The organism is Chryseobacterium sp. 27AL (assembly GCF_057815395.1).
Genome location: NZ_JBYRIW010000008.1, coordinates 43,670 through 56,084 on the forward strand (window position 1 = coordinate 43,670; position 12,415 = coordinate 56,084).

16 protein-coding genes are annotated in these 12,415 nt (G+C 33.2%); all 16 read right to left on the reverse strand.

Annotated elements, in window-relative coordinates:
• Window positions 1–43: 43 nt before the first annotated feature.
• Complete coding sequence (locus AC3WV0_RS12490) at window positions 44–1,360, reverse strand: ATP-binding protein (RefSeq protein WP_488846411.1); 1,317 nt, start codon at window positions 1,358–1,360, stop codon at window positions 44–46.
• A 1,005-nt stretch (window positions 1,361–2,365) separates the two neighbouring features.
• Entirely contained in the window at window positions 2,366–3,226 is an 861-nt protein-coding gene (locus AC3WV0_RS12495) for a hypothetical protein (RefSeq protein WP_488846412.1), read from the reverse strand.
• Window positions 3,227–3,592: 366 nt separating this feature from the next.
• Window positions 3,593–4,087 carry a hypothetical protein gene (locus AC3WV0_RS12500; protein ID WP_488846415.1) on the reverse strand — a complete coding sequence of 165 codons (495 nt, stop codon included), beginning with the start codon at window positions 4,085–4,087 and terminating at the stop codon, window positions 3,593–3,595.
• Between the two features lie 14 nt (window positions 4,088–4,101).
• Window positions 4,102–6,030 (reverse strand): hypothetical protein, encoded by a 1,929-nt coding sequence (locus tag AC3WV0_RS12505; protein ID WP_488846416.1) that lies wholly within the window; start codon window positions 6,028–6,030, stop codon window positions 4,102–4,104.
• Window positions 6,031–6,427: 397 nt separating this feature from the next.
• Window positions 6,428–6,838, reverse strand: a complete 411-nt coding sequence (locus AC3WV0_RS12510; protein WP_488846418.1) for a 5-fold beta-flower protein — start codon at window positions 6,836–6,838, stop codon at window positions 6,428–6,430.
• A gap of 279 nt (window positions 6,839–7,117) precedes the next feature.
• The gene (locus AC3WV0_RS12515) at window positions 7,118–7,267 is read right to left on the reverse strand and encodes a hypothetical protein (protein WP_488846419.1); all 150 of its coding nucleotides are present in this window, start codon (window positions 7,265–7,267) and stop codon (window positions 7,118–7,120) included.
• Between the two features lie 2 nt (window positions 7,268–7,269).
• Window positions 7,270–7,569, reverse strand: coding sequence for a hypothetical protein (locus AC3WV0_RS12520; RefSeq protein WP_488846420.1), 300 nt, complete (start codon window positions 7,567–7,569; stop codon window positions 7,270–7,272).
• Window positions 7,566–8,015, reverse strand: a complete 450-nt coding sequence (locus AC3WV0_RS12525; RefSeq protein WP_488846421.1) for a hypothetical protein — start codon at window positions 8,013–8,015, stop codon at window positions 7,566–7,568. Before AC3WV0_RS12525 ends, AC3WV0_RS12520 begins: the two co-directional genes overlap by 4 nt.
• 5 nt (window positions 8,016–8,020) lie before the next feature.
• Complete coding sequence (locus AC3WV0_RS12530) at window positions 8,021–8,683, reverse strand: hypothetical protein (protein WP_488846423.1); 663 nt, start codon at window positions 8,681–8,683, stop codon at window positions 8,021–8,023.
• A 129-nt stretch (window positions 8,684–8,812) separates the two neighbouring features.
• On the reverse strand, window positions 8,813–9,196 hold the full coding sequence (locus AC3WV0_RS12535; protein WP_488846424.1) for a hypothetical protein: 384 nt from the start codon (window positions 9,194–9,196) through the stop codon (window positions 8,813–8,815).
• Entirely contained in the window at window positions 9,190–9,462 is a 273-nt protein-coding gene (locus tag AC3WV0_RS12540; protein ID WP_488846426.1) for a hypothetical protein, read from the reverse strand. The genes AC3WV0_RS12535 and AC3WV0_RS12540 overlap by 7 nt, the downstream gene beginning before the upstream one ends.
• 199 nt (window positions 9,463–9,661) lie before the next feature.
• On the reverse strand, window positions 9,662–10,201 hold the full coding sequence (locus AC3WV0_RS12545; RefSeq protein WP_488846428.1) for an imm11 family protein: 540 nt from the start codon (window positions 10,199–10,201) through the stop codon (window positions 9,662–9,664).
• A gap of 5 nt (window positions 10,202–10,206) precedes the next feature.
• Window positions 10,207–10,605 carry an AHH domain-containing protein gene (locus tag AC3WV0_RS12550; RefSeq protein ID WP_488846501.1) on the reverse strand — a complete coding sequence of 133 codons (399 nt, stop codon included), beginning with the start codon at window positions 10,603–10,605 and terminating at the stop codon, window positions 10,207–10,209.
• A gap of 434 nt (window positions 10,606–11,039) precedes the next feature.
• Window positions 11,040–11,600: an ankyrin repeat domain-containing protein gene (locus tag AC3WV0_RS12555; protein WP_488846429.1), complete on the reverse strand. Its 561-nt coding sequence runs from the start codon at window positions 11,598–11,600 to the stop codon at window positions 11,040–11,042.
• Complete coding sequence (locus tag AC3WV0_RS12560) at window positions 11,581–11,952, reverse strand: SMI1/KNR4 family protein (protein WP_488846431.1); 372 nt, start codon at window positions 11,950–11,952, stop codon at window positions 11,581–11,583. Before AC3WV0_RS12560 ends, AC3WV0_RS12555 begins: the two co-directional genes overlap by 20 nt.
• Window positions 11,953–12,050: 98 nt before the next feature.
• Window positions 12,051–12,410 carry a hypothetical protein gene (locus AC3WV0_RS12565; protein ID WP_488846432.1) on the reverse strand — a complete coding sequence of 120 codons (360 nt, stop codon included), beginning with the start codon at window positions 12,408–12,410 and terminating at the stop codon, window positions 12,051–12,053.
• Window positions 12,411–12,415: the final 5 nt, after the last annotated feature.

The window sequence follows — 12,415 nt, forward strand, 5'->3', positions numbered from 1 at the left end:
CTTTTAAAAACAATGGAATCCATTCTTTTTATCATGTAATTTTTTATGAGAAAATTTTGTCTTCTTTTATATATTCTTTTCTGATGCTCTCTAAAAGCATCTCCTGACTTACCTTGTAATCGGGATCTTTTAATGCGATCGCTTTTAAGCTTACATCCTGTATGACGTTCATGATATTAGATCCGGTAAGCTCGTAACGTCGGGCAATCTGTTCTAAATCAATACCCTCAAGCTGTAATTGTTCGGGTAAATTGTGTTGCCAGATACGCAAACGCTCCTCTTGCTTGGGATTATTAAATTGTATGCAGCTATGAAAGCGTCGCGTAAAGGCTTTATCCATATTATTTTTGAAATTGGAGGCCAGAATAATAAGCCCGGAAAATGTTTCTATCCGCTGTAACAGGTAGGAAACTTCCTGATTGGCGTATTTATCATGGGCATCTCTCACATTGGTCCGTTTCCCGAAAATAGCATCTGCCTCATCAAAGAATAAGATCCAGTTTTTATTTTCTGCTTTGTCAAATAATTTCGACAGCTGCTTTTCAGTTTCACCGATGTATTTTGAAACCAGCATAGAAACATCAACCCTGAAAACAGGGCGTTTTGTGTATTTGCCCAGAAGGCTGGCCGCCAGTGTTTTTCCTGTTCCCGGATCTCCGTAAAACAGAACTCTGAAACCGGGTTTAAGTTTTTTCTGCATGCCCCAGTCTTCCATTAAAATATGACTGCTGCTGTACCAGTCTTCAATGCTTTTAAGTTCATGGAGTGTATTCTGCGGAAGTATCAAATCGTTCCACGACCGGCTGGTGTGCAATTGTTCTGCCGGAAAATCATTGCTCATCTTTGGCAATAATTCTGATCCTAAAACAATCGTGTTAAACGCTTCGTGATGAACATTGATCTGGCTATTTACCGCTATATGATCCTGTGCTGAACCAGAAAAAATAATAATTTCATCTTTAACCAATACGGAATCTGAACTGAAATAGTCGAGTGCTTTTAATCGTCCTGAAATGCTTTCGCCACCCAAAATATACTGAACAGTCTGAATTGTGGGATAAAAGAGCCTTCCGTTTTCATTAACTGAACAGAAATCAAACAGCACACTGGTGGGAAACTCCAGGTAGATGCGTTTCAGCAATGCAGGATCAAGTCTTGGCAGCAAAGCCATTAAGAGAACAATAACTTCCTGATGGGCAAGCTTTTTTCCTGAAATATAGTCTCCTAATTGAAAGTTTTCATGGTCATTGGTTCTAAATTCAGGTGCTCCTGTAGTAAAGTCTTCTGCAGAATTTTTTATACGCCAGACAATAACGTCTTCTAAATGAGTAAATAATTTCTGTATTTTTTCTGTCTGCATTGGTTATTCGTTTTTATTTTAATTCTGTTTTTAGTTCAGCGGTTAAAGCTTTTTTGATTTAATTTTTTTGAAAATATGCATTGATACAACACTTATCACTCATCTGGAAAAGTCTTACCAAAACTGCCACAGCAGTTATTTTGAAAGTCTTTCTCTCACCGGAATTCCTACTTTTTAAAGAATTGATCTGACTCTTGAAAGAAATAAAAGATCAGCTGATCTGTCATTCTGCATGCTGGATGAGATTCTGATGTCTGACATCAAAAAATTCCGATATTTCAAAAGTAAAAGGCATCCTGCTTCGGAGTGTCTTACCCGAGTTTTTAAAACATACTGTCTATCTTAAGACGTTTCCACCTGTTTTCTGGTTTATTTCACTAAACCTCAACCGGAAAGTAGCGCACAAATGAATATGAGTAATTTTTGCAACTTTTGCGGTTATATAAAAGTTTAAACAGCCATATTATTAAAAGTAACCCCAACCGGAAAGCAGCTCACTTTTGAGAGTTTTACCAACTGCCGTAACAATTGTTTTCTGAAAGCCTTCCTGTCACTGGATTTCCTACTTTTTAAAGAAATCAATCTGCTCTGAAAGAAAACAACAGATTTTCCGGTATAGATTTACTGTTATTTCACATCCTGGATAGATTCTGATTAATGGATCAGAAAATTCCAATATTTCAAGAGTAAAAGGGATCCTGTTATTAAGGATATTACCCGACTGAGGATTTATTTTATGAATTGATCTTGTAATTGATCACATTTCGCTTTTGCGGTATCCAAATAATTTTCATTAATTGGCTTCGGCCTGTATTTGCCTTTTTATGAATTAAGTTCAAAGTTCAGGCTTTTTTTATTCTTATAAAAGCTTTTTGCATTCTCTGTTCTGTAGCTGCAGTGGCTTTTTGACTGAGTGTTTAACCTTTATTTTGATAGTTCAAAGTTCAGACTTTTTTTCTTTATTTAAAAGTTTTTTGCCCTGTCTGTACTGTAGTTGCAGTAACTCTATTTATTTGCCTGGCTTTCATAATTACATTCGATTCTGGCATTTCTTACTCCTGACAGGACACCTCCTGCAGAGACGTTGATATTTTTCTGACCAGGTACCAAAGAGGCTGTCATCAGAAGAGTATCATTATCCGCATCATAAATTCTGCATTCAATCGCCTTATTGATTTCTGTAAGGTCCGCTTTATACATGCAAACCACAGTATCCCATAAGTCATAATGATTGGTAATACTATCTTCAGAGGTATAAAATCCGGACCAGTAATTTGCATACAATGCGTATTGAATAGATATTTCTGTTTTATTGACAAGCTTGAAACTTGTATTTACAACGTTTATTTTATCTCCAAAATTCTGTTTGCTTAATTGTATAGAAAACTTTTTATCTTCGACCGTTCCTAAATCAAATCCTTCAGGAATTCCAGGCAGATTATTTCCAAAAAGTCTATTAACTCCAAAAGTGTCATCCACCTGAGAATTTAAATAATAGTACTCATTTTCTTCTAATCCTTCTGAAGGAAATTCTTTTACTTTAATGGAATAGGGCGCATTTCCATAAAAATATTTTTTTTCTGCTCTATTATTCAGGTTATCGATTGTAATCATTTGATCTTCTTCATCTTTTGAAGTGATAATGATAAGAAATTTCAAATCTTTACTTGTGTTGTAATAAGTAATATATCCATTTTCAAGAGATGCCAAATTATTGAAAAGCGTTACCATTTCTTTATTGCTCGGAACATCTTCTTTAAGTCTCAAAAAATCGATCAATTCTGCAAACTGACCTTCTGTTGGGTATTTTCCTGTTTCAAAATAGGTTTTTAATTTTTCTCTCGTGGTTATTTCAGTTTTTTCCATGTATTTACTATTCTATACTGCTTATGATGTAAAGTCCAAAATTCATTCTTTTTTTGTTCTCCTAAAAGTTTTTTGCCTTGTGGATTCTGTAGTTGCAGTGAGTGATTATTTATAGTGATTAAATTCCGCTATTTCGGTCGGCGGTTAATTTTGCATTAAATTGTTTTTTCAGTTCGTTGACTAAAGTTAAAGCTGTGGGAAGATCTGTTTCTCCGTCGGGAAATCGCCGGTCTGAAACCAGCTTAAAATTGTATTTAATGGTGTAGCCATTGGTTTATATACGTTAAAATTTAGATTTGTAATAAATGAAATCTGATAAAGTGTCTTAAATATCGGCAAAACGATCAACAAAATAGTATAGTGTACCTATATCTCATTAATTTCCTCATCAAATAAAGAGATATAAAGCCCGATAAATCTCTCTAAAATATCAACCAGGTTCTCAGCTTTTGATTTAATAAGATAACGGACGTATTGCACAGATTGAGCTTTTAATACAGTTTCTTTTTCTTCTATGATTTGCCCGTTATCATCTGTAGTTCTGTAAATTCCTTTCAATACTCCATTTTTATCCATTATTTCTTCTACATTTCCTTCATGGATCATCCAATCGGGCATCTTCAACCGTTTATGAATAATATTTTCTTCTTTTATGATTAGATATTGACGGATATTAACATAAATTCGATCTTCATCTCCTTCCATGTCCGGTGTGTTAAATCCTGTCACTACCAATTTTCGCGCAAATTGAGGATATAGAGGGTGATCCGGAAGAGTGGCTTCATGCCACGATTTACCTGTATTTTTTATAGCATCTACTATAGCCTGTACTTCAGGTGTAATAATTAATTCTTTTTTCATGATATTTATATAGTTTAAGACAATGATATTTTTCCTAATAATTGCATACTTATAGAGCCTTGGCCCCCTCCGCTTAATTGGAATACAAAACGTTTAGGGTAAAGATTAAAAGTACTGTTAAATTGCTGATACGTCTTTCCGTTAGATTCGGCTATAACATAGACCACACCGTTATAATACGCAATATGGAATGTATCATTCCGTACTGACAATGTTGTATTAGGAAGTTGGCCATTACCCGCACCATCATAGTATTGAACTCCGTAAAATACATTATCCCCATTACCGATTAAACCGCATCTCCAGAAGCCAATAAAGCTGGCACCCCAGTTACTTAAATTGTTATTGATCGCAAAAGAGACCATAAACCCTGAATTGACTTCGCCCGTACTTATTAAATTGTCCGAGTAATATAACGTATTTTGTGAGCCTGACGATATGGCTGTATCAGAAACCGATGCGTCTCCACCCGACGCCTTTTGCCAGTTGGCAATTCCTGTAAATTGGTTATACGTTAATCCCGCCTTAACAATCAATTCGGGCGAACTCGCATTCGTCAAACCGTTATGAGTGACAAAAATCTGATAATATCCTTGGGGTTTGTTGGACCAGTTAATGCCAAAATTTAAGTTATTAGGGAAATTCTGTAAAACAGTAAAATTATCAACGTTGTAAACTTCCGGTGTAGCAAGGTTTGTTCCGTTTACATCTTTCACTCTTTTAATCTTGACGTTTGCATTCGGGGTCACATTATCGACAAATAAGTTAATGCCCACCAATGTCGTATATTGAATGAAGTTCTTTGTATTATCAATAAACGGTAGTAATAAAACGTCTATTCGGGGTGTACCGGCAGAAAAGCTTTCACCAGCTAAACGCAGGTCATTTCTGATTTGTGTTTTTTGCAGATCGGTCATACCTGAAAACAATGTATGAATATCATCATAATCACGATACATGAACATTCTACGGGTTCCCGTAAGATCTGCACCATAAAAACGACTGCTATTGTAAGTGATCTGATACGGCAAAGTCTCTGTGTTTTCGTCAAAAACCATTGCTTTGGCGCGCAGTCTTCCATTGTTCAGATGCAGCATTTCGCCAGGCGTAGTGGTGCCAATTCCGAACTTTGCGCCGTCATAATACAGGCTTGAAGCACTAAAATCACTCCCATTCCAAAAATTAAGATAATTAGAAGAAGGATTAATCGCCCTCCAGGTTACAGTACCTGAAGCAAGCCTCGCCATGTAATTTCCCGCTATGGCAGGTTTATCCATCTTAGCATCTAAAGCAGTCTGTAATCCCTGAACCATTGCAATGGTAATATTTGTGAGACCTGTAGGAATGTAATTGCCTGCTGTCGTTTTTAAACCTCCTTTGTAGATGTATAAAGAATAATTTCCACCTATATCAGGAATGGCAATGATATCGTTTTTTTCATACTGATAATTGATATTATTTGTTAAGAAAGCGGTCAAAGAAGTTTCTGTTACGGTAATCAGTTCTGTAAGTCCTAAAGCTTCAATTTTGGAAGCTATAATTTTTCCATTGGAAACAAATTCATTGGCAGCCATATAAAGGGCATTGCTTTGCTCTTTAGACCATACGTTTCCATAGAAAGGAAGATTATCAATCAATGCAATATTATTAGGCAAAGCTTCAACGCCTAAAGCTGTTTTCCATGCCTGAGTATTTTCTCCATTCAGGTTTGATGCGTCTAGTTTTGCAAGGGTAGCATTATGCGAATTCTCACTTATTAGATGCGTCTCGAATGCTGATGCGTCTGCTTTGTTTTGTAATTCTGCATTTAGATTTTCAACTTTATCAACAGGAATATTTTCTTCTTTGTGATAAAAAGATTTCCATGATTCAGCAAATTGTTGTTCGGTCGGAAAATCACCAGCCTGGAACCAGCTTAAAATTGTGTTTAATGGGGTACTCATTTGGTTTTATTAAAATTTAGGTTTATACTTTAAGATTTTTACGAGGGATATGTATTTGTAATAGTAGAACTATTAATTCATCAGTTTCTCTTTCATGTCTTTAGTTTATTAATTTTTCAACGGTTCAAAAGTCTTGATTTTTTAATTCTTATTAAAGTTTTTTGGCCTGTGTGTTCTGTAGTTGCAGTGGATTTTCAGGCAGGAAGACAGATGATGGAAGCCGGAGGTTAATAAACCCATACAATGAATTATTGTTTCAGGTGCATTGTTATAAAAGAAGCATTTTATATCAGGACCTCTTATCAAAAGCCTCCAATCTACACAAAAACAAAGGCTCAGATTATAAAAATCCAAGCCTTATTTTTTAAACTTATATGGTTGATAATAATTTTTTCCGCTAATTCATCTTAAAGAAGAAGAAAACCACTGCTGCCCATTCTTTCTTCACTCCTTTAGCATAGCCGATCGTACTGTGGCTGCTATTTTCTACCGTTCCATCATCCTTGATGTATCCGATGGTTGCATGACTGCTGTTTTCTACCGTTCCGTCTTTTTTAAGGTAGCCAACTGTAGAATGACTTTTATTCTCGATAGTGCCATCACTTTTGATGTAGCCAATGGTTCCGTGGCTCTTGTTTTCAATAGTTCCATCGCTCTTAATATACCCTACCGTTGCATGACTTCTGTCTTCGATGGTTCCGTCATTTTTGATATAGGCCGCCGTATTGTGACTTCCGGATTCTATAGTTTGTGCACTTAAAATGGAAAGCCTAAATAACAGGAAACAAAGGAGTAGTGTTTTTTTCATGGGGTTAAATTTTATTTGGTGATTATTTTCGTTTCATTTTTTGTCAATACCAATATATAACGAATTTTTTTAAATAAAAAGACGACTTTTTTAAACGGAAACACAAATCTTCCGACACGATCACAATTCTTTCCAGATCGAAATTTAAAAATTTGATTGCACTTCACGACTTTATATTCAATGTCTTTTGTATCGTACGGTCAAGAAGGTGTTGACTACAGAGCATGTTTTTTATATTGAATAGTTCCGCATTTGATATAGTTTCCCTAAATTTGCTATTTACTTCATTTTCTCTCCTAAATTCCACGCAAAGCCGAATAAGCTTCCCATGCTCCTCAACCAGATTTTCTTAAAATGATATATTTTTAGCAATAAAAGCATCCCAATAACCTCAGGTGCATCTATTTTGTGCAAATCAATTTTTTCCATATTTATTTTGTTATATCAAATTCTTTAATTGTAAATTCTCCTAGATCTCCAGCTTTAGTAAGTTTTTGCTGAACAACCATATATTTAACTTTCCCTCTATCCAACGCATTTTGTAAATCTTCAGCCATTTCCATTTTTCTTAAGTCTCTGGAATTAGCCATATCCTGGATAGTTTTTTCTAGATATTCTCGAGAGCCTTGCTCCGCAATGTGAAGATCCCCAGAATCGTAAAGCTTTAGGAACAATATCCCATTCTTCTTTTTCAGTATATAGTTTTTTAACTTTAATTTTATAATCTTCAAAAATCTTCTATTGGAATTATTTCTCCGTATTGTTCTTCTATGGGTTGATACTCGATGAAAACAGATGCTTTATAATCTATACTGTTCTTTCCTCCATATTCATACCACAAAAAATTATATTGATGCTTTTTATCCAATTCATAAATTGAAATAGGATAAAAACTACCATTAACAGTAAAAGAATCAAAAACAGATTTTGTCTTTTCACTAATAAAAACTCCAGAAGATATATTTACAAAATTATTAGTAAGTATATCTGTAAGTTTTGAGCCTTTCTGAAAAATAAAATTGTTTAAATCAGGTATATCACTTTCGGATTTCCATTGACTTATTATACCCCATTGTGAGGCTCTTGCTTGATGAAAATCTATTTTTAAATCTTTTACCTGAGGATATTTGCCAGTTACAGACAAATCTGCATGTATAATAATTTCATAATATTTCATATTGCCTATCCTTCAAAAGCAATTTCAACATTTAATGGCCTAATATCAAAGCCTGTAAGCTTATTTTCTTCAATAGCATTCTTAACATTTTCATTACAGATTAAACCAACCCCAAAAGCAGGTGTTAAATCAAAATATTCATTAAATTTTAATAGTTTAGGAACTATGCTCCACCCTTCTTTTTCCATGTATATTTTTCTGAACTTAACTTTATAATCTTCAAAGTCATCTATTGGGACTACTTCGCCATACAATTCTTTAGCATCCAGATACTCAACAAATAAAGATTTTTTACAGTCTATTTTACTTTTAGCTCCAGACCCATACCATAAAAAAGCATATGAGCGTTTTTCATCAAGCCCCCAGACTATTGCATCATAAAAATTACCATTAATTTTAAATTTTTCGAAAATTTCTTTACATCTTTGGCTTAAAAACAAACCATGATTTTCAACAACAAAACCACTAGATAAACAATCCGTAAATTTAGACTTTGTTTGTAAAATAAAATTATTCAAATCAGGAACATCCTCATTGGTTTTCCACTGGGTAATTTTAGCCCATTGTGAAGCTCTTGCTTCATGAAAATTAATCTTTAAATCTTTTACCTGAGGATATTTACCTATTATATCCTCATTAGTATTTTGAGTTACTGTAAAATATTTCATACTATTTTTTTGGTTTAAAAATTTCGTTAATTATCCTTGTTGGGTCTTCAGCAATTTTATCCCTCATCTGTTTAGCAACAGCTTCAGCCGCTTCTTTTGGTGAAAATCCTGAATCGTCAACTAAGCTAATTAATCTCTTTTAACTTCTTTTGTATATTCGGGATGGCTTGAATGAGTTCCTGATTCTGAAGCTGTAATTTCTCCGCTTTTATTAAATCTAGTTTCACTGCTGCAGCGTTGCGCCCATTCTCCATTTATATCTGAATGTGCACAATTAAAATCGAAACCATCTTCTAAGGCCTGTCTCATAATATCTCCCGCTACACCTGTGTCTTCTAATACTTCTACAGGAATTAAGTGATGAGCTTCCCAATCTGCACCAACAGGTTTACTTCCCTTCATATTCGTATGCAATGTTCCTCTTTTATTAATGGCATCGGCAGCCTTTGTAGAATTAGGATAGCTTTCCAAATAACCTTCTTTATCAAAGACTTTCCCTTTGCTCTTTACCATTTCACGGATTTCGCTTTCCGTTTTTCTGCCTTTATTGCATCTTCAAGATCTTCAATTTCTTTATTAAATGTTTGAATATCATTCTTTTTAAGATTTTGCAATGTTCTCTCGTAAGAGTTGGAGACGATTAAACCGTCAGTAGTTTCAACTCCTACTTGTTTGCCTCTTCCTATCTTTTGATAGTCAGTACTATTAAGATCTCTAAACATTGGATTTCCATCTTCATCAACCTGAATTGTTTTATTTCCCTCTGCATCTTCTCTCATCAACAACACTCTAGAGTTAAATTCCCCCCAAAGTTCTATAAACCTGCCATGCTTTTCAAGCCAAACTTTCTTAAACCCGAATTTAGTTAAAATTTTAGCTGATATGTGTTCAAAAATAAAAGCATCCCAATAGAATGAGATGCTTTGTTGAACTATTTGATAATATTGTATTTAAATCTTATAATTAGAAATTATTTAATTAGCCAAAAGTTAAATCCATACTTTCAATAATTTTTATACCTGTAAAATTCATTTCTTCAAGTTTTATCTTTATAGAATCTGTTATAAAAACAGGAATAGAATTATCTTTTAGTCTAAAGATATCATTTTCATCAATCTTTTTTTCATCAATTACTAAGTTTGTTATTTCATCTGGCTGATCATTTTCATATTTTGAGTAAACAGAATTTTTATAATCCATACAATCTCTCAAACCAATAATATTTAAGAACCAATACTGTTTTTTTCCAATTGTAAATTCTATAAAATTTATTTTTTGCTTTGTTATATTATTTTCAAGGAAATTCTTGAATTCATTACTGATAAAAAATTCTGAAGAACCAGTACCTAATAAATCTGGGTAGTTCTTTGTTTTGTTTTTTAAAATGAAATTATATGTTTTAATTTCATTTATTTTTTTACCATCTAAATTTTCAAATACAATTGCTTTACTAAAACCTGTAGATTCAATGTAAACATTATTTTCTCCAGAATAAGGCTTTATCCTATATATTTTCATAATTTTTAAAATATTAAATCATTAACTTTTAGACCATTTCCATTCTTTATTGCATTTTTGGCAGAGTTTGTAATATCAACTAATTTTTGATGAGCTTTTTCTTTTGTTATTAATCCTCTATCAAAATCTCGTTCTATTTTTATAATTTTTTCTTCTATTAAATTTGTATAATCAGGATGACTTCCTAAATGTCTCGCATAATCATCAAACTGATTTCCAATAGGGATATCAACATCTAATTTGGCAACTCTTAATACTTCATCACTTGGAGGAACCATAATTCCGTTTATTGTTCCATTTTCTATATTAAATCCTATGTCTCCAAAAAAGTCTTTAAATTTCTGCCCTAACTCTCTTGGGATAACATGGTGAGCCTGAAAATTCTTTGGCTGAAGACCTCCTATACCTCTTCTTAGTTCTTTAGTCCCTCAATATTTCCAGATAATTTACAAATGTCTTCTGCATCAATATTTTGTAAATCATCCAGAGTCTTGCTGGATTCCCTTCCATAAAGTCTTTTGCAAAACTATCTGAAACAACTACACTCCATTATCTAATTTTTCACCTATTACTTTATTGCCCAGTCTTCTATTTTTAATTTCTAAAAGCTCTTCAGGTGTTAATTCTCTAGAAGTAACTTCTCCTTCTTCGTCCATCAAAAGAACTTTTGGATTAAACTTGTTCCAAACCTGAGATAAAAGAGTCCGTCTCACAAATAGTGAAAACGGACTTTTTTATGATTTTTCTCGACCTCCTGTCGGAGAAGGATTTTCGTACAGTCGATTTTCAACCTAAATCATTGAGTTGTGAGACCGACTCATTCAAATAAACTTAATATTTAAGAATTTTGTAACATTGCTATTATTTCATCCATATTTTCCCCACGTTGCTTTTTTAAAAGTGCAGAATCTAAAGGGGTCCTTCCGAAACTATTAGGAATTGCCTTGTCTGCTCCATATTCTAACAAGATCTGAACTGCTTTAGGTTTATTTCCCATAACTGCCTTTTGTAAAGGAGTATAACCTTGTTCATTTAACTCCTCAACATCAGCACCTGCACTTAATAATGATTTTAGCGACTCAATACTATTTAAATTTATGGATTTTTCAACTGCTCCATCAAGTTTAGCACCTCTTTTTATTAATTCTTCGACAAGCCAGACTCTATCTGCCAAAGCTGCCCTTTGAATTAAAGTTTGACCGAATTCACATGGTGTATTAATATCCCAATCCGAATCTAATAACTTTTTAATTCCCTCATCATCACCATCAAAAATATCAACTAATTTACCATATGATTCTTCTTCAGGTGTATAGAAAGAATTAATAAAACTATTTAATGTTTTTGCAACCTTAAAGATATTTTTTTCATACGGCTTTTTACCAGTATCCTGTTCCATTTCGTGATACCAAAAAAAAGATTTGTCCTTCTTTTTTTTCAGATATCCCCATTAATATTAAGTTGCCTACAACATCATAAGCTATTGGGAAATACTTATCTGGAAACCTATCTTTATACACTTTTAAGGCATGTTCTAATCCGTAAATATCATCTAATAATCCTAAAAAATTTGCTACAGCAAAACCTCCCATTTTAGGAACATCAAAAACATTAGGTTCAGAAATAAAATATCCTGCATTATCTTCTAATAAATACTTTTTATAGCTTGAAGGAATCTTGATATTATTTTTCATTTCCCATTGCTCAATTTGAAACTCTTCTAATTTGGGATAGCTCTCTTTTGAATTCATAATTGTTATTTTTTTAATCTTCTAATCCAAGTTTTGCCTGTGTAAGCAAATCTCCTCCATAATGTCTTACTGCCTAATGTAAATCAGAAATTATATGTTTACTTAGAAAAGAACAATGCACTTTCTTCATCCGTTATCTTGATTAAAAAATTTTGATTATGTTCAGACATTATTCTTACTGGTCTTATATCATCTGTTCTAACATAATCAATCAAGTCTTTTTTAGTTGAAAGGACAATTTTCCCTTTTAATTTTTTCTTCTTTCCTTTGACAGCTACTATATCATGTATTACGTAGTATTTTACATTGTCACTCAATTTAGTCTCAAAACAAATGAGAGGATCTGTAAAAGAGATAAAATTATTGTTACATAGGAATTCTTCAGATTTTAAAAAAATAGTCTCAGAATCAATTTGTTCAGATATTTCTTGATGCTTAAGGTTTAAAAATAAATACATAATAA

Excerpts from the sequence above, each read along its gene's own strand:
- AC3WV0_RS12555 (WP_488846429.1), bottom strand. The coding sequence starts at position 11,600 with ATGGAACAGGATACTGGTAAAAAGCCGTATGAAAAAAATATCTTTAAG.
- AC3WV0_RS12495 (WP_488846412.1), bottom strand. The coding sequence starts at position 3,226 with ATGGAAAAAACTGAAATAACCACGAGAGAAAAATTAAAAACCTATTTT.
- AC3WV0_RS12535 (WP_488846424.1), bottom strand. The coding sequence starts at position 9,196 with ATGGTAAAGAGCAAAGGGAAAGTCTTTGATAAAGAAGGTTATTTGGAA.
- AC3WV0_RS12505 (WP_488846416.1), bottom strand. The coding sequence starts at position 6,030 with ATGAGTACCCCATTAAACACAATTTTAAGCTGGTTCCAGGCTGGTGAT.
- AC3WV0_RS12565 (WP_488846432.1), bottom strand. The coding sequence starts at position 12,410 with ATGTATTTATTTTTAAACCTTAAGCATCAAGAAATATCTGAACAAATT.
- AC3WV0_RS12500 (WP_488846415.1), bottom strand. The coding sequence starts at position 4,087 with ATGAAAAAAGAATTAATTATTACACCTGAAGTACAGGCTATAGTAGAT.
- AC3WV0_RS12490 (WP_488846411.1), bottom strand. The coding sequence starts at position 1,360 with ATGCAGACAGAAAAAATACAGAAATTATTTACTCATTTAGAAGACGTT.
- AC3WV0_RS12540 (WP_488846426.1), bottom strand. The coding sequence starts at position 9,462 with ATGAGAGAAGATGCAGAGGGAAATAAAACAATTCAGGTTGATGAAGAT.
- AC3WV0_RS12560 (WP_488846431.1), bottom strand. The coding sequence starts at position 11,952 with ATGAATTCAAAAGAGAGCTATCCCAAATTAGAAGAGTTTCAAATTGAG.
- AC3WV0_RS12545 (WP_488846428.1), bottom strand. The coding sequence starts at position 10,201 with ATGAAAATATATAGGATAAAGCCTTATTCTGGAGAAAATAATGTTTAC.
- AC3WV0_RS12515 (WP_488846419.1), bottom strand. The coding sequence starts at position 7,267 with ATGGAAAAAATTGATTTGCACAAAATAGATGCACCTGAGGTTATTGGG.
- AC3WV0_RS12530 (WP_488846423.1), bottom strand. The coding sequence starts at position 8,683 with ATGAAATATTTTACAGTAACTCAAAATACTAATGAGGATATAATAGGT.
- AC3WV0_RS12510 (WP_488846418.1), bottom strand. The coding sequence starts at position 6,838 with ATGAAAAAAACACTACTCCTTTGTTTCCTGTTATTTAGGCTTTCCATT.
- AC3WV0_RS12525 (WP_488846421.1), bottom strand. The coding sequence starts at position 8,015 with ATGAAATATTATGAAATTATTATACATGCAGATTTGTCTGTAACTGGC.